The organism is Mesobacillus sp. S13, from assembly GCF_020422885.1.
Taxonomy (GTDB): Bacteria; Bacillota; Bacilli; order Bacillales; family Cytobacillaceae; genus Mesobacillus; species Mesobacillus selenatarsenatis_A.
The window spans coordinates 4,731,800-4,747,923 of sequence record NZ_CP084622.1 but is presented as its reverse complement, the minus strand read 5'-3'; the positions used below and the strand labels follow the sequence as shown (position 1 = coordinate 4,747,923).

General features: G+C 43.3%; 15 protein-coding genes. 9 read left to right on the top strand and 6 right to left on the bottom strand.

The annotated features are described in order from the left end of the window. Window position 1 precedes the first annotated feature (1 nt). Together LGO15_RS23835 and LGO15_RS23830 are read left to right on the top strand one after the other, a co-directional pair. Window positions 2-1,177 (top strand): ParM/StbA family protein, encoded by a 1,176-nt coding sequence (locus LGO15_RS23835; protein WP_167830997.1) that lies wholly within the window; start codon window positions 2-4, stop codon window positions 1,175-1,177. A gap of 14 nt (window positions 1,178-1,191) precedes the next feature. Further along, the gene (locus LGO15_RS23830; protein ID WP_226086281.1) at window positions 1,192-1,785 is read left to right on the top strand and encodes a hypothetical protein; all 594 of its coding nucleotides are present in this window, start codon (window positions 1,192-1,194) and stop codon (window positions 1,783-1,785) included. A 39-nt stretch (window positions 1,786-1,824) separates the two neighbouring features. On the opposite strand, the gene pepF is transcribed toward LGO15_RS23830, so the two are convergent. Further along, window positions 1,825-3,642, bottom strand: a complete 1,818-nt coding sequence (gene pepF / locus LGO15_RS23825; protein ID WP_226086280.1) for an oligoendopeptidase F — start codon at window positions 3,640-3,642, stop codon at window positions 1,825-1,827. A gap of 177 nt (window positions 3,643-3,819) precedes the next feature. Between pepF and LGO15_RS23820 the strand changes: the two genes are divergently transcribed. Continuing rightward, on the top strand, window positions 3,820-5,445 hold the full coding sequence (locus LGO15_RS23820) for an ATP-binding protein (RefSeq protein ID WP_226086279.1): 1,626 nt from the start codon (window positions 3,820-3,822) through the stop codon (window positions 5,443-5,445). Window positions 5,446-5,484: 39 nt separating this feature from the next. Here LGO15_RS23820 and LGO15_RS23815 read toward each other — a convergent pair whose 3' ends face one another. Beyond that, complete coding sequence (locus tag LGO15_RS23815) at window positions 5,485-6,657, bottom strand: MFS transporter (RefSeq protein ID WP_226086278.1); 1,173 nt, start codon at window positions 6,655-6,657, stop codon at window positions 5,485-5,487. Between the two features lie 311 nt (window positions 6,658-6,968). Between LGO15_RS23815 and LGO15_RS23810 the strand changes: the two genes are divergently transcribed. The 5 genes from LGO15_RS23810 (at window position 6,969) to LGO15_RS23790 (ending at window position 10,752) form a co-directional block, all read left to right on the top strand. After that, complete coding sequence (locus LGO15_RS23810) at window positions 6,969-8,096, top strand: NAD(P)/FAD-dependent oxidoreductase (RefSeq protein ID WP_226086277.1); 1,128 nt, start codon at window positions 6,969-6,971, stop codon at window positions 8,094-8,096. A 287-nt stretch (window positions 8,097-8,383) separates the two neighbouring features. Further along, window positions 8,384-9,232 (top strand): KPN_02809 family neutral zinc metallopeptidase, encoded by an 849-nt coding sequence (locus LGO15_RS23805; RefSeq protein WP_226086276.1) that lies wholly within the window; start codon window positions 8,384-8,386, stop codon window positions 9,230-9,232. A gap of 114 nt (window positions 9,233-9,346) precedes the next feature. Next, on the top strand, window positions 9,347-9,844 hold the full coding sequence (locus LGO15_RS23800) for a cupin domain-containing protein (protein ID WP_226086275.1): 498 nt from the start codon (window positions 9,347-9,349) through the stop codon (window positions 9,842-9,844). Window positions 9,845-10,008: 164 nt separating this feature from the next. Then, a complete protein-coding gene (locus LGO15_RS23795) occupies window positions 10,009-10,356 on the top strand; it encodes a DsrE/DsrF/DrsH-like family protein (protein ID WP_226086274.1) in 348 nt (115 codons plus the stop codon). A gap of 15 nt (window positions 10,357-10,371) precedes the next feature. Next, window positions 10,372-10,752, top strand: coding sequence for a peroxiredoxin family protein (locus LGO15_RS23790; protein ID WP_167831004.1), 381 nt, complete (start codon window positions 10,372-10,374; stop codon window positions 10,750-10,752). A gap of 492 nt (window positions 10,753-11,244) precedes the next feature. Here LGO15_RS23790 and LGO15_RS23785 read toward each other — a convergent pair whose 3' ends face one another. Further along, window positions 11,245-12,501 carry a GGDEF domain-containing protein gene (locus LGO15_RS23785; RefSeq protein WP_226086273.1) on the bottom strand — a complete coding sequence of 419 codons (1,257 nt, stop codon included), beginning with the start codon at window positions 12,499-12,501 and terminating at the stop codon, window positions 11,245-11,247. Between the two features lie 270 nt (window positions 12,502-12,771). Here LGO15_RS23785 and LGO15_RS23780 point away from each other — a divergent pair, with 270 nt between their 5' ends. After that, window positions 12,772-13,647 carry an SGNH/GDSL hydrolase family protein gene (locus LGO15_RS23780; protein ID WP_226086272.1) on the top strand — a complete coding sequence of 292 codons (876 nt, stop codon included), beginning with the start codon at window positions 12,772-12,774 and terminating at the stop codon, window positions 13,645-13,647. A gap of 38 nt (window positions 13,648-13,685) precedes the next feature. Here LGO15_RS23780 and LGO15_RS23775 read toward each other — a convergent pair whose 3' ends face one another. Genes LGO15_RS23775 through LGO15_RS23765 form a run of 3 tightly spaced genes read right to left on the bottom strand, consistent with a single transcriptional unit; the run spans window position 13,686 to window position 15,992 of the window. Next, on the bottom strand, window positions 13,686-14,063 hold the full coding sequence (locus LGO15_RS23775) for a VOC family protein (protein ID WP_226086271.1): 378 nt from the start codon (window positions 14,061-14,063) through the stop codon (window positions 13,686-13,688). Between the two features lie 10 nt (window positions 14,064-14,073). Continuing rightward, entirely contained in the window at window positions 14,074-14,946 is an 873-nt protein-coding gene (locus LGO15_RS23770) for an alpha/beta fold hydrolase (protein WP_226086270.1), read from the bottom strand. Next, window positions 14,943-15,992: an alpha/beta hydrolase gene (locus LGO15_RS23765; RefSeq protein ID WP_226086269.1), complete on the bottom strand. Its 1,050-nt coding sequence runs from the start codon at window positions 15,990-15,992 to the stop codon at window positions 14,943-14,945. Before LGO15_RS23765 ends, LGO15_RS23770 begins: the two co-directional genes overlap by 4 nt. Window positions 15,993-16,124: the final 132 nt, after the last annotated feature.

Here is a 16,124-nt window from a genome sequence, read left to right as displayed (position 1 = left end):
AATGACGAAATCTAGAATTGCAGCTGTTGATGTTGGTAACGATTCTATTAAAGCGATTTTTGGAGAGTTCGATAATGAGCTCAATATCCCTAACATCGTAGCAAGGGATACAGAAGACCGTCCTGTCATCGGTATTGAGGAGCTTGATACGAAGGATCCTCTTGATGGAATTCATATCCGTGTCCACTCCCCTGCCCTTAAGGATAATAATGCTATTTATCGTGTCGGCAATCTGGCGACTAAAAGCGATAATGCGACAGAATTAGATCCTGGAAGCAGCAAATCAGAGGAAGATCAGACATTGATCATGCTTTTCGCGACTCTTGCTTTGGATGCTGTGAAAGAAGAGAATGCAAAGCTTTTCCCAAAAAGCAAGAATGTCATCGATGCGAACTACACACTCGGAACTGGACTTCCGCTTCGTGAAGTGAAGGAAGGAAAAGACGCAGGCTATCGTTCAAAACTGGTTGGATCCGTTCACCAGGTAGAATTCCTTGTTACTCCGAAGTATCAGGGCCTGAAAGTTAATATCAAATTTGATGAAGTGAAGGTATATCCAGAAGGCTTCGCTGCTTATATCAATCTAGTAATGGATAACAGCCTTAAAATCATCAATAAGGATTTAATTGATAGAAGAATCCTGATCCAGGATATCGGCGGTTTATCTACTGATATTGCTGTCATTAAAAACCGCAATGTCGATGATGACAAGGCACAGGGCTTCAACCTTGGAGTTTCTGAGGCGCTTGAACAAATCAGAGAAGAAATCCGCAGCAAGCATGGCGTTGAACTGGACAGCCGCACAGATGTTGTAGAAATCATCACACGCAAGAATGATCGCAACCACATCATGGTTAAGGGCAGCCGTACAAGCGTCCATGATATCACGGACCGTATCCTTCTAGAACTGGCTAAGAAGCAATACCGTTTGCTCCGAAATGTTTGGGCCAAGAACTCACAAACGGAAATCTGCTACTTTGTCGGCGGCGGTGCGACAGTCCTGAAAGAGTATATTAAGACATTGAACAATAATCTTGATGGCTATAACATCGAATTTTTCGAGGATGAAAAAGAAAGCATCTGGATGATGGCCAATGCTTACTATAAGCTCATCATGGATTATGTGAAGAAATCTGAGAAGAGCAGCAAAGCCGCTTCTGAACCTGTTAAAAGCTAAAGTAAGGTGATCCCATGAAAAAAGCCAACCCAAATGAGATAAAAAGAGGACAAGCACTTTCGTTCCGTATCCCGTCTGATACACCAGACCATATCTTAAGGCAGCTCCAAAAATTAAAAGAAACTGAGAGAAGAAACTTCTCTAGCAAGATTGCAGATTATGTCTTGCAGGGTGTGGGGAATTCATATTCCAGGGAACGAGAAAGTATCACTATCCCTCTTCCGCGCAATCTCAGCAAATCGCAACGGGATTGGATCAAGCATGAGCATTCAGAGGCTTTGCTGGGCAATATCGTGTATCATCTGCTGACAGACCCAATACGGGCCACCGCACTGCTTGCATCATTGAACAGCAAGTCAACTGAAATAGACGAGGCCTTATACCTTCAGGAAGAAGAGATGGATCTTCCGTCAGCAACTGTAACAGAGGACTCACCGGTAATAGAAGAAACAGCTTCAACAGCTGAGAACGACCCAATGGATGATGACCTTGATTCATTTGTGTGGGAATCGATTAAGCAAACGGAAACATCGGAAGAGGAAAGTGAAGAGAAGGAAGAGGAATTAGACGACCTTCTTGGGGACTTCCTTGCTAAAATGAATAAATAAGAAGAACCCATGGGCGCTTACCCATGGGTTCTTCTGCTTTTATTGATAGGATTTCTCCAGTTCGTCAATCAATGAACCAACATAAGCAACAGCTTTTCGGACAGGTTCCGGTGTCGACATATCCAATCCCGCATGTTTCAGCAATTCCAGCGGCTTCATAGTGCCGCCCGCACGGAGCACCTCAAGCCAGCGGTCCACGGCAGGCTGGCCTTCTTCCTTGATCAGCTGTGATACGGCAGTCGATGCGGTCAAGCCTGCAGAGTAGGTGTATGGATATAAGCCCATGTAATAATGAGGCTGGCGCATCCAGGTCAAGCCGGCTCCTTCATCGATTTCTACTGTACCGCCCCAGAAGCCTTCAAGGACATCCGTTTTGATTTCTGTAAGGGTCTTTGCAGTCAGGGCTTTGCCGGCTTCAGCATGGTCGTATACGCGGCGCTGATACTCTGCTTCAAGCAGGTGTGTGACAAAGTTATGATAATACGTTCCCAGAAGCTGCAGAATGACCCAGCGGCTCATCTGGGCATCGTCTTTGTTTTTATCAAGAAGATGCTGTGCAAGAAGCATTTCATTCATGGTCGATGGGGCTTCAATGAAATACATGGACGGACGGACGTTCATGATGCGCTGGTTTTGATTCGCCAGGTAAAAATGTCCCGCATGACCGAACTCATGGGCAAGCGTAAAGCAGCCGCGCATATTGTCTGCCCATGTGATCAGGATATATGGATGTGAACCATAAGGGCTTGAACAGAATGCACCTGTTGATTTTCCAACATTATCAGCAAGGTCTACCCATCTTTCATCAAAGCCTTTTTCAATCATAGCCGTATAGTCAGGACCCATGACCTGCAAGGACTCTGTGATTAGGTCGCGTGCTTCTTCGTAGGTGATGGCTGGATCGAAATCGGGATCAAAAGGAGCCTTCAAGTCACAGAACTTCATCTTATCAAGACCCAGAACCTTCTTCTTTAACTGGGCGAAGCGGCGCATATGTGGTGCCAGTTCCTTGTAAATGATATCGATCTGATTATTGTACATTTCCTTTGTTACCTGCTGCGGTTCCAATAGCATATCGGTAACAGACTCATAGTTCCTCAGTTTGGCGAGGGTTACCTGTTTTTTCACTTCAGTTGCATAGGCAGCAGCGATTGTATTTTTATATTGTTGAAGTGTAGAGACAAAGGAATCATACGCTTTCCTGCGGACATATGTGTCTGGTGAAAATTCATAACGGCTCTCAAACAGTGCAAAAGAAACAGGCAGCTCATTTTCTTCTTCATCCTGAATGGATGTGAACTGCATGTCGGCAAGTTTAGCCATACCGTAGATGTTATAAGGAGCTGCATGGACCTCTCCAAGCGCAGCGAGTACCTCTTCTGTTTCGGGCGATAGCTTGTGCTTCTTCATTTCTAATAGCTCAACTAAGTTCTTTCTGAATGGTTCCAGACCCGAATCTTCCTGTAGGAACTCTTCTACTTTCCCATCTTCAAACTCCAGTATTTCAGATGAGATAAAAGATAGAGCAGACAATGCCTGTGTGCCGATAGCTGCAACCTTTGCGGAGTTTGCCTGATTCACAGGATCTGTGCCATCCGCGGATTGCTTCAAGCTAGCATATGTGCGGACTTTAACCAGTTTCTTCGTCAATTCTTCTTGAGCAGTAAGACATTCAAGCAGTGATTTTGCACTAGTATGTAAGTTTCCTTTAAAGCCCGCAAACTCTTTGACGTCAGCTTCAATTTCTTCAAGTGCAGCCTCCCAGTCCGAATCCGACAGGAATAGGTCATCCAAGTTCCAAGTCAAATCCTCAGGGACCTCAAAGCGGACAGGTCGCTTTTCAATTGTTTTAGTCAAATGAATCTCCCCCTTTATTCTCTATATTACTACGATAATCGAAATACTTTAAGAAAAATTTTAATTATTGAAAAAGTTTTAAAAATAATCATGGTTGATAGTAAAAAAATCTATAGAAAAGGTACGTCCTCTGGTTTATGATAATTATTAAATTCAGTATATATAGGTGGGAGCCAATTGATCTTACTAGATTACTTAATTAACCTCTCAATGTTTTCATTAATGGTCAGTACTCCTTTAATCATTCGCTCTTATCTTAATCTAAAACCACTTAAGCATTTGTGGATCTGGACGGGTCTGTATGCAGGCGGTGTTTCTTCTGTACTTGTCAGCTTATCGTTTCAGGATCAAGGTTACACATATGATATCCGGTATGCGGTAATCATTTTAGTCTTCGCGTATCTGGGACCAGGTGCAGGCATGATTACCGGCAGCATCGCATTGCTATCAAGATTAATGGTATCTGATAACTGGTTTCCAGCCATAATTGGCTGGTTAGTAGTCATGACCGTATTGGTCGTTATACAAAAATTCACTGTGCATTTTCAGCCAGTCAAGAGGTATTTGATCTTGCTGGGTTCCTACGTAGTTACATATATTATTACTGTACCGATCGTTTTAAACGTGATTAGAGATAATCCAGTTTTTCACCTTCAATACTTATTGTTTATTTCAATCGGTGTGTTCCTGGGTGGAATCATGATCGAGTCATATGAAAAGTTATACAGAATTATTAAAGAACGTAAGAGGATGGAGCAGACCCTGGACGAAAGCGAATCTAAATATCGTCTCATAGCTGAGAATACATCTGACCTCATCATGGTAATGGATAAAGAACATGCCGTAAGTTATCTTTCTCCCTCACATGAAGTGGTGTTAGGATATAGTGTTCTGGAGCTAGAGAAAATAGATTTATGTAAGTTAATTCATCCTGATGACGTCGTCTATTTTAGGGAAACAATTTCCGAAATCGCCAAAAGTAAAGAATCAAAACCAGTTGAGTTTCGTTTTCAGCATCTAACTGGAAAATGGATAGAATTTGAGTCCCGCTGCATGCCGGTATTAAGTGATGATCAATTGATTGAACATATTGTGATCATAAGCAGGGATATTTCTGAGCGAAAAAAAGCGGAAGAGATTCTTTTGCAATCGGAAAAGCTATCGATTGTAGGGGAACTGGCAGCAGGGGTAGCCCATGAAATACGGAATCCGCTCACTACAATAAAGGGGTTTGTACAGCTCTATGGAAAAGAAAATGAATCAAATGAAATACATGAGTTGCTACTAAGCGAACTAGAAAGGATCGAAACAATAACAAGTGAAATGCTTTCTTTAGGGAAACCTCAGGCTATTCAGCTTAACAGGGCTAACTTATGTGATTTGATGGATCATACGGTCGAATTCTTATCCCCGCAAGCCAATATGAAAAATATCCAATTCAGCCGAAGTTATCTGGGTACAGATTTCTTCATAGTATGTGAGAAAAACCAGATCAAGCAGTTGTTCCTGAATGTTTTTAAAAATGCCATGGAGGCCATGCCTAAGGGTGGAAATATCGATATAAAACTGAAAAAAGGGATAGATGGTGAATGTATCATTTCTATTCAAGATGAAGGGTGCGGAATTCCAGAAGAATTACTTCCTCGCCTAGGAGAGCCATTTTACACATTGAAGGAGAAAGGAACGGGTCTCGGCTTAATGATTTGCCATAAAATCATTAAACAGCACAATGGGACGATTTCCTATCATAGTAAGTTAAACAATGGGACCTTAGTTGAAATAAAACTCCCATTAGCGAATTAAGAAGGAGGATGGCGAAATAAGCCATCCTCCTTCTTGTTTTTATTGGTCCAATGAATGAGAAGTTTTTGATCGTGCCTGATAGAATTGGTATAAAACCAAGGCAATAATTGATAACACGATCCCGGAAATATAAGGCATTCCAATGGCAATCGAGAACAGCCATCCGCCTAATGGCGGTCCGATAATTCTGCCAAGGGAATCAAAGGATGAAAGCAATCCAGTCGTGCCGCCATGCCCAGTCGTCGATTTTTTTGTCAGTAATGAAGAGACACTTGGCCGTATCAGCCCATTTCCAATTCCAAAGATCGTCAGGAACAATGCGGCGGTCCCAAACCCTTCAGTCAGGAGGATCAATCCAAAGCCTGCTGCTGAAATGACAATACCCAGCTGGATGACTGTACCCTCGCCAAGCGTCTTTGTCAGCCTGCCGACTAGTCCTCCCTGTACGATGGCTCCTGCCAATCCCATGATCATGAAAATGTATCCTAATTCGACGGAGCCGAGCCCTGCTTTTTCAGCAGCAAAATAAGCAAAGGTTGCCTCTAGTCCTGCAAGAGAAAGTGAGACGAACAACTGAAGGAGGAATAGCATGGAAAGCGGTCCATTCAGAGCCTTCAATAAAGACGTTCTTTCCTTTTCCTGATTGTTGCGCTGTTCAGGTGAAAGCGACTCTTTCAATACAAAAGTAACGAATAGGAAGGTAATCAGTGATGTCGCTCCTGCAAGGAAAAAAGGTGTGCTCAGGCTGGATTGTGAAAAGACGCCGCCAATCGCAGGACCGAAAATAAACCCAAGTCCGACTGCCGCACCAATAATCCCCATACCTTTACCACGATCTTCCTCAGATGTGATATCCGCGACATAGGCCATGACGGTCGGCATATTAGCTGAGGACAAAAATCCGCCAATGATCCTTGCTGCAAACAGCATCCAAAGCTCAGTGGAAAGGGCCATGAGGAAAAAGGAAAGGGACAGCCCGAGAATACCGATCATAATGACAGGCTTTCTGCCAATCCTGTCGGAAATTCGGCCCCACATTGGTGCGAAAAGGAACTGCATCAAGGAATAGACCGCCATCAACAGGCCTAGTTGAGTTGGCGTTGCCCCGATTTCTTCTGCATAAAAAGGAATGACTGGAATGATAATTCCAAAGCCGACCATCACGAGAAACATGACTAAAAATAAAATAGGCAAAGCCTTTTTGGTGTTCATCTTTATATTCACTCCATTACATCAACGGTTTCATTGCTAGTAAGTACACAATAATAAAAATTATATCAGAAACCCCAAAGGTATAGCGAAAATTACTTTTCGATAGTGGAAACAAATTTTAAAAGCGATCGTGCCCTCTCTAGAAGATTAGCATTTGGTATTTTAGGATTTATCATTCAAAACTTTGATATAGACCGTAATGAGTTAAAGAATAAATCTAGAATCGGACCTTACAATTAAAGTAGTTTTGTGTCTATCGCTGGATTTCTGTAGAATGATATCAAGAATCTTTTACGGAAAAGGTGTAGGGAATGAAAAAATATATTGTCATTGGGGCTGGAATATTAGGGGCATCCACTGCCTATCATTTAGCGAAGGAAGGCAGGAGTGTAACGATCATTGACCGTGAGGAACCAGGACAAGCAACGGATGCAGCAGCTGGAATCATTTGTCCCTGGTTGACCCAGCGAAGGAATAAGCCCTGGTATTTCCTCGCAAAGAATGGTGCCTCCTTTTACCCGGCACTGATTAAACAGCTTGAAGAGGATGGCGAGAAGGAAACAGGCTATCAGCGTGTTGGCGCAATCAGCCTTCATTATGATCAGGGAAAACTTGTGAAAATGGAAGAAAGAGCGACTGTAAGGCGAGAAGATGCACCAGAAATCGGAGAGATCAGGCAGCTGGATCAGCAAGAAACGAATGAGCTTTTTCCGCCACTGTCAAAAGAGTATGCTTCTGTGTATGTAACCGGAGGAGCACGCGTAAACGGCCGATTGTTGCGAGATGCTCTCCTGAATGCTGCCCAAAAACATGGAGCGTCCATCGTAAAAGGAGATGCCCAATTAGAATCCTCTGGAGAAGAAGTGACGGGTGTTAAAGTCGGAGACAAAAGATATGAAGGTGACAGCATCATCCTGACTGCAGGAGCATGGGCACCTGAGCTGCTGATACCTCTTGGTATAAAGCTAAGCATCTCTCCTCAAAAAGCTCAAATCATTCATCTTATGCTGGAGGATACAGAAACCGGAAGCTGGCCTGTAGTCATGCCTCCAAATAACCAGTACATTCTTGCGTTCGATGGAGGCAGGGTGGTAATTGGTGCAACACATGAAGACGAGCAGGGGTTTGACCTTCGCCCGACTCTTGGCGGCATGAATGAAATCATTGATAAAGGATTGAAGGTCGCACCAGGACTGGCAGATGCAACTTATCTCGAAACAAAAGTGGGTTTCCGTCCAGTCGCGCCGAATTTCCTTCCGATCATTGGGGCTGTCCCTGGCTATGAAAATCTATTCCTGGCAAATGGATTGGGAGCATCAGGCCTGACGGTCGGACCCTATCTGGGTGCCCAGCTAGCGAAACTGGCAGCAGGCGAAGACCTCGAAATAGACATTGAACAGTACGATGTCTCAGGAGCCATCAGCGATAATATTTCCTAGGGAATGAAAAACGTAAGCACCGGAGTAGGATTAAGAAAGCCAATCTAGCTGTCCATATCACTTCCTTTGAAAAATAACAAAGCAAGCAGGATAACCACTGGATGGAGGTAGCCTGCTTGCTTTTTGTGTATTGGTTGGCTAATAAGATTGTTACGAGTTCATAGTGAGTTGCCAAAAAAATATTCATAGAAAGGCAAATAAATCGCTTCATAGCGGGTATAACACTAAGGACATCCAGTATTGATTGTTTATCAGTGTTTAGTATATAGCAGGGAGGAGCCAACATAATGCAATGGAAAGGCAGAAGAGGGAGCAGCAATGTAGAGGATAGAAGGGGGATGGGCGGCGGAGGCATGCTCATGGGCGGTGGCCTTGGAGGGATCATCCTATTAGTGGTTATGACATTCCTTGGCGGTGGCGATATGGGGGATGTCGTCGATAATATGACAAACGGCGGAAACCAGTCTCCTGCACCTTATGAGCAATCAGCCGAGGAAGAGGAGCTTGCCCAATTCGTCTCAGTGGTCCTTGCCGATACAGAGGAAGTATGGTCAAAGGTGTTTGCAGAAGAAGGTATGGAATACCAAGAACCTACCCTCGTTTTATACTCAGGAAGTGTCCAGTCTGCATGTGGAATGGCTGGGTCGCAGGTAGGGCCGTTTTATTGTCCGGGTGACCAGAAACTCTATATTGACCTTAGTTTTTATAATGAACTACAAACAAAATTCCAGGCGCCTGGTGATTTTGCGATGGCTTATGTTGTCGCACATGAAGTAGGACACCATGTGCAGACACTACTGGGAACTACTGATAAGCTGAATTCACTGCGCGGTCGTTTGGACCAGACAGAATTCAATAAATATCAAGTCCGCTTTGAACTTCAAGCTGATTATTTAGCAGGCGTTTGGGCTCACCATGCACAGGGAATGGGTGTAGTTGAAGAAGGTGACCTCGAGGAAGCTTTGAATGCAGCCAGTGCGGTTGGAGATGACACGATCCAGAAGCGGTCCCAGGGCTATGTCGTGCCTGAAAGTTTTACGCACGGAACGTCAGAGCAAAGGAAAAGCTGGTTCAAGAAAGGCTACAAAGCTGGCAATCTTGAACAAGGCGATACGTTTAACACAAGAGAATTTTAGGTAGAGATAAGCATAGGCCATTTTGGCTGATGCCATCATAAGGAGTATTGTGGTGGACACTTCACTTTTAAAAGTATACCTCAACTACGATAAAAGAAAGGAGCAGATTCCACAATGGGAACACAAGTACAATCATTTTTTGCACAGGACACAGGTGATATCCCGTACAATCCGACATTGCCAGTCATTGTCTATCAGGGTGTTTTTGATGATAACTTAAGCATGGAGGAACAATTCGAGCAGCATAATTGGACAGGCACCTGGACGGGTGATATATACGATTACCATCACTATCATACGAATACCCATGAGGTGCTCGGTGTGAAGTCAGGCAGCGCGACCGTGCAGATTGGCGGTGACAGCGGAGAACGTCTCGAGCTCAAAGCGGGAGATGTCATCGTTCTTCCGGCAGGTACCGGCCACAAGAAAATCGACAGCAGCCAGGACTTTGCCGTCGTAGGCGCTTATCCAAACGGCCGGAATCCTGATTTGAAAAAAGAAGACCCAGGGACGAGGGCACAGGCACTCTCCCAAATCAAAAACGTACCAGTACCAGAGACAGATCCGGTATATGGCGAAACAGGACCCCTGCTTCATAAATGGGTGAAATAATAGATAAAGAGACAGGCAGCAGCTTGGTTTTAAGAACCAGGAAGCTGCCTGTGTTTTTGTTTTGTTATATACCTAATAGGGTATATAATGGTAGTAAGGTTTATCAATCATTTGGAAAAGATAATTAGTTGTAGAAATAAACGACGTGAAGGAAGGGAAGCCACATGGCGAATAAGAAATTTGTATACTTTGTTTCATTGAGTTCCAATGTCCCTTATGTTCTGAAAAAAGCGCTCAAAAACGCTGAGGAGGAAAACGAAGTATCAATTTTCTTTGATTTAGATGGAGCCCGAGTCCTGGATAAACGATATATGAAAATCATGGAGAGAACACACAATATGGATTTGCAACAACTAATGCAGCAGGCAATGGATAAGGGAATTAAATTTTTCGGCTGCCAGATGAATGTACTGATTGCCGATGGACTTGAGCTAGTTGACGGTGCGCAACTATCAGGGGTCGCAACTTTCCTGGAGACAGCCTACCAGGCAGATGCAGTGCTAAGTTACTAATGGGGGGAAGAGCTGATGGAAAAGAAAAAAGTAGTGGTGATGGCTTTGCATGATGAATTGGAGTCCGCGTACCCACCCTTGAATGTGGCCGTAGGTGCTGCCTCATCCGGTGCAGATGTCATCCTGGCATTTTCCCGCAGGGGAGTCAACATTCTTGATAAACGGTATGTACCCGTTCCGTCTGAGGACCTTGAATACTTATCAAATGCATTGAATGACTTCGGAGTATCTTCTGTTCATGACCTGCTTGGGATCGCCGTCGAAATGGGAGCCCAACTATATGTGGTGGATATGGATATGAACGACCACTTTGAATTTATCCATCCCGCAGAGCAGGTACCAATCAAATGGCTGCTGAACGAAGCAGCATCCGCTGACCTATTTATGCATTTTTAAGCGTGGCTAATAGGTGAGGATTTGGATTCAGACAGGTTCGGTGCCAAAAGGGGAAAAGCTGTCAAAAGAAGAGGGAACTTAAGACAGGTTCGATGTCAAAAGGCGGAAAGCTGTCACAAGATGAGCAAACTTAAGTCAGGTTCGGTGCCAAAAGGTGAAAAGCTGTCAAAAGAAGAGGGAACTTAAGACAGGTTCGGTGCCAAAAGGCGAAAAGCTGTCAACAGAAGAGGGAACTTAAGACAGGTTCGATGTCAAAAGGGGAAAAACTGTCACAAGATGAGCAAATTTAAGACAGGTTCGGTGCCAAAAGGCGGAAAGCTGTCACAAGATGAGCAGACTTAAGACAGGTTCGGTGTCAAAAGGGGAAAAGCTGTCACAAGATGAGCAAACTTAAGACAGGTTCGAAGCGCAAATCAGTAAAGCTGTCATAATCGCATTCCTTCTCACTTTTAGCAAACAGAAAAAAGACAGAGATACATTCTCTCTGTCTTTTTACATGGCATTTACCGGCGTTTGCTGGTTTAGTTCATCCTTGAAGGTGACTTTGTTTTTGCCGAGCTCTTTTGATTGGAGCAGTAGCTGGTCGGCGTAGATATAGCCTTTCTCCATGGAGGTATATTGGTTCACTTGGAAATAATAAAGTCCAAAGGAAGAGGTGATGGTGACATCATGTCTGCTTGATTGATATTCGACTTCGACTGAGCTTGTCTCAACTCCGTGACGGATTCTTTCCACGAGATCGATTGTTTGGCTGAGGGACCTGTTCCTTAGAATCAAGGTGAATTCTTCCCCGCCGCTGCGGAAGACGTAATCGTTCTCGGATAAGTAGTTTTTAAGAGTGCTGGCAAAATGCTGGATGACCCGGTCTCCAACCGCATGGTTATAGGAGTCATTGATCAGCTTGAATTTATCGATGTCCGCGACAACGATCCCGACTTTTTCACCTGTCTGGTTTAACTCGGACATTTTTTTATCCATAAAAGCACGGTTCGGAATTCCTGTGAGGAAGTCTGTATAGGCCATTTGCTCGAACTTGTCACGCTCAATTTTGTTCTTGATGCTTTGTGATTTTGACTGGAAGGAACGGCTGACGAGATAATTCAGGATGAATAATCCTACGACCATTTCCCAACGCTGCTCCTCAAGCAATAGCAGTAGCAAGCCATTCGTGAATGCTGTCTTCCCAAGGTCCAGCCAGTTATTGCTATCTTTGTAAAACTTGATTGCTTGCTGCAAGCTTTTGATTTCTCCCAAAATATAAAAAGCTGTTGAAAGAAATGTATAGGAGATCAACGCCGTCGTCACAGCAAGGATGCACATCAAAATCCAGAATCCAAAGGGAATTCCCTCAAATAATGGGTATGCCAAATGAAACAGGTAATAGCCGATGGAGTAAATTAACACATGGGCGCCTATATTGTAGAATGTATCGGAAAGCTCACTGTCATCAGCAGTTTTCGAGCTTATTCTTGAAAAATAGACTGTGAAACGATAGATTGCTTCAAAAATGAAAAGACCGAGCGGACCCGCAAAAATCCCAAAAGACAGACTATAGCTGATTCCGTAGTCAAATTTCATCGCTCCGCTTTGCGCACGAATTCGTAAATGGTTATAAAGGGTTGAAAATAACCAGTAAATTAATAACGCGGTTAAAAAAATGTTCTTGTCTATAGTGAACGCACCTAGTCCAAAAGCCACGGAAACAGCAATAAAGAACAACGTAAAATCATATAACCTAGCTTTTAGCATAGGCAAATATTCTCCTTTCCCAAACTCTACCATTAATTTTATCCTATATATAAATCTAGTTGCAAAGTAATTTTTTGATTTGTGTAAATTTTTGTACCATTTAATTTGTCTGCAGCATAACATAAAAGGCTATAATGGAAATATCGGCAAGAAAAGATTTTTGTTCATCGAAATATTCCTGTTACAGGGATTTTCAACTGGTTTGTCGAATAATCTTACTATATAAATTCAGAATTTTTAATTAATAATTTTATAAGAGAGGGGTTATATATGGAACTGATCTATGGTGCGTTATTCATCCTATTATTGATTGCTGCTGTAACTATGACACTGTATTATCAGCGGAAAGGCCGGATTAACCAGCTGCCACCTAACAATCCGCGCGCTTTTCTGGAAAAAGGACTTCGTCAGGAAGGGAAAATGCTTGTCACCGTCATTGGTGGGGACGCGGTGCATGGAAACATCAGCTATAATTTTGTCGATGACGCAGCCAGGAGGCGCAGCTGTAAGGATTATCAGTTCATCAATGCGGGTGTCAACGGAAGTACAGCTTATGATGTCCTGCAGCGTTTGGACGATGTGATTGCCTGCCAGCCAGAATTCATCGTCATTCTCGTCGGATTGAATGATGCTGCAGCAAAAATAGCCCCCGATCTTGCAAAGAGGAACGTGAAGCTGGCTGAGCAAATGGAAAAACCGTCATTATTGGTGTATGAAAAGAATTTAGCAATGATTATCTCAAGGCTGAAAGCAGAAACATCCGCAAAAATCGGTCTGCTATCGCTCCCGGTTGTCGGCGAAAACCTTTTCTCAAAAGCGAATAAGGAAATTGACCAGTACAATGAGGTCATCAAGAAGACTGCAGAAATGACTAATGTTTCTTACCTTCCTTTTAATGAAAAATTGAAGGCTTATCTAAAGGGAAAAGGGCATACGAGAGGTCGGTCGCTGAGGAACGGGACAAAGCTTTATGAAAAAGCGATCATCGATCATTTTGTATACGGATACAGTCTTGACCGCATATCTGCCAGGAATGGATACTTGCTGCTGACGGATGGGGTGCACTTGAACAGTACAGCAGGGATGATGGCGGCACATCAAATCGAATTATTCCTGAAAAAGAATGAATTGAAAGCCATTCAATGAAAAGGATACTGCATCGACAGCAGTATCCTTTTCTCTTTTTATACAGAAACCTCGCTCATGAATGCATGAGTGTTCTCCTCTGAATCCTTGAAGAATACCATCCATGTTTCCGTATCGCCGACTTTGGCGACAACATGAGGCTGCCCAATGAATTGAACCCCGTTTGAAAGCAGTTCTTCATATTTCTCCTTTATATCTGCTACCTGAAAATAGATGACGGAACTAGGATGGGCAAATTGCTCGTTTTCCGGAAGGGTTAATAGGAGACGGACACCTTCACAATCGAAAAAAGCCATAGTATCTGTATTGAACAATAACGGCAATCCTAATTCTTCCTGATAAAAGGCAGTCGCTCTTTCAATGTTTTTGACGGGTATTCCAATTTGCCCGACTTTTTGGATTGGATTTGAGTGCATGATTTGCCTCCTAGTAATGTTTTTGCAAAAATGTCTTGATATTTTGTTCGATTTTTTCAAGATGGGCAGCAGATGGAAAATGTCCCATCTGGTACTCTATCAATTCCAGTCGGTCACCTAAAAGTCCTTCCGCTTTTTGGGAAATTTTGTTTCCTGGGAAAAATACATCCTCGGTTCCCGTTATAACAAGAGTTGGGGCACGATAGCCTCTTAATTCTTCAATAGTCGTCAGCTTTGGCATGTCTTGTTCGAGGGTTGTGTGTTTAAAAATATTGCCGATGACGCTTTCATCCAGCTGCTTCATGCTTTTGGAGGACATCACATTGGCAATTTGACGCAGACTTCTGGCAGAGCCGTTTATTTTATAAGAAATCATCGGAACAAGGATTTCCTTGATCATTTTCATCTTTGAGCCAAGGCTGATACCAGCAGGATTGATAAGGATCGCGCACTGAACCCTTTCTGGCATAAAAGCTGCAAGCCTGAGGATGATGCCGCCACCGTATGAAGGACCAATGAATGCACATTTTTCAACTTTATAATAATCCATCAAGTCGGCTGTCCATTGAGCAAAGCTTTTGTCTGAGGCGGAAATTCTCGTTTCATCACTGTACCCAGGGTGTCCAATGGTGTCAGGTGCATAGATTTTATACTCTTCCAGCAGGCCCTTGAACCAGCTTAGGGTGACAGGATTAATGCAGTTGCCACCCTGAAAAATAAACAGAGGCTTCCCATCTTCCTTCCCCATTACGAGGACATGTGTGCGGCCGAATCTTGTTTGGACATAATCCCTTGAGATCAGTGAATTGAACTGCGTAAGATACTCTTCATACTGGTTAAGAATCTGCTCTTTTCCGTCCAGGGTTTTATAGATAGTTTTCATAGATTGATAACCTCTGCTTTAATATGACTTAATTCATTGATCAGATGCTGTTCGATTAATGCCGTATCATCCGGGTGAAAAAGATGTGCTGATTTCTCCATCCAAATGAAATTTTTTTCATGAGGCGTTCTCAAATTGTTGAGATAATCCTCTGCAAAATGAGCATGGACATGGATATCCTTCCTGCCATGAATGAAGGTGACAGGTACATTGACGGATGGCATGTCTCTTTGAACATCGATGTTAGGTATATTCCGGATGAATTCGTCAGAATAGATAAGCTTGAAGCCACTGTAAAAAGAATGGAAAACATCCGCTATTCCATATGTACTTGAATTGAGCATTCCTAAAGATACCTTCATTAAGCCGGGATGCTTGATTTGGTCGTCGTTATAAACCATCGTGCTGTACTTCATCTGCCATTTTCGCAAAATCCCCCATTGTTTATATCCTTCGATAAACGGCGGTTCACCAACGGCCTCCAGTTCATTCAACGCTTTATAATCGCCGCGCCTCTTCGCTTCTTCTTTAACCCAGGAGAGAGCTGCCCGGTCATTTTCAGTCCAGCTGATGATTTGTGAAAGGCCGACATAGGAATGAAATTTTTCAGAGTGCTTTTTCAGAAGGTACATGCCAATCAAGGTACCGAATGAGTGAGCAGCCAGAAAGATCTTATCCTGATTGAACGTTTCTCTTAAAAAGTCCGTCAGCTCAGCTGCATCGGATACAAGCTGTTCAAAGGTCATGGTTGTATGTGGAATATCTTTGTGGTAGGACTTGCCTGTGCCGCGCTGATCCCAAAACACAACGGTAAAGTGCTTGACCAGTTCTTTTGTGTTGGTGGCGACAGTGTAGTTTTTCCCTCTAGAAGAGACACCAGGCAGGGGCATGGATGGACCGCCATGCAAAAACAGCAGCACTGGGTTCCTTGTAGAGTAGGTCTGGATGAGGATTGTCTGTTGGATTCCGCCGATTGTGATTGTTTCAACCCGATCAATTCCGCATGCAGGAATTTGAAAATCAGGCTTACGAGAGAAAAAGCCCAAATCATCACCTCGTTCGATATACTATGTTTATACATAGATAAATTCCATTTATTACTATATTACTTTAGTACTAGAAAAATATCTCGGAAAAGTTGAAACTTTTTTTGCCTGCATGTGCTCTAAAGAGTGAAA

Excerpts from the sequence above, each read along its gene's own strand:
- LGO15_RS23835 (WP_167830997.1), top strand. The coding sequence starts at position 2 with ATGACGAAATCTAGAATTGCAGCTGTTGATGTTGGTAACGATTCTATT.
- LGO15_RS23830 (WP_226086281.1), top strand. The coding sequence starts at position 1,192 with ATGAAAAAAGCCAACCCAAATGAGATAAAAAGAGGACAAGCACTTTCG.
- LGO15_RS23815 (WP_226086278.1), bottom strand. The coding sequence starts at position 6,657 with ATGAACACCAAAAAGGCTTTGCCTATTTTATTTTTAGTCATGTTTCTC.
- LGO15_RS23810 (WP_226086277.1), top strand. The coding sequence starts at position 6,969 with ATGAAAAAATATATTGTCATTGGGGCTGGAATATTAGGGGCATCCACT.
- LGO15_RS23805 (WP_226086276.1), top strand. The coding sequence starts at position 8,384 with ATGCAATGGAAAGGCAGAAGAGGGAGCAGCAATGTAGAGGATAGAAGG.
- LGO15_RS23800 (WP_226086275.1), top strand. The coding sequence starts at position 9,347 with ATGGGAACACAAGTACAATCATTTTTTGCACAGGACACAGGTGATATC.
- LGO15_RS23795 (WP_226086274.1), top strand. The coding sequence starts at position 10,009 with ATGGCGAATAAGAAATTTGTATACTTTGTTTCATTGAGTTCCAATGTC.
- LGO15_RS23790 (WP_167831004.1), top strand. The coding sequence starts at position 10,372 with ATGGAAAAGAAAAAAGTAGTGGTGATGGCTTTGCATGATGAATTGGAG.
- LGO15_RS23785 (WP_226086273.1), bottom strand. The coding sequence starts at position 12,501 with ATGCTAAAAGCTAGGTTATATGATTTTACGTTGTTCTTTATTGCTGTT.
- LGO15_RS23780 (WP_226086272.1), top strand. The coding sequence starts at position 12,772 with ATGGAACTGATCTATGGTGCGTTATTCATCCTATTATTGATTGCTGCT.
- LGO15_RS23775 (WP_226086271.1), bottom strand. The coding sequence starts at position 14,063 with ATGCACTCAAATCCAATCCAAAAAGTCGGGCAAATTGGAATACCCGTC.
- LGO15_RS23770 (WP_226086270.1), bottom strand. The coding sequence starts at position 14,946 with ATGAAAACTATCTATAAAACCCTGGACGGAAAAGAGCAGATTCTTAAC.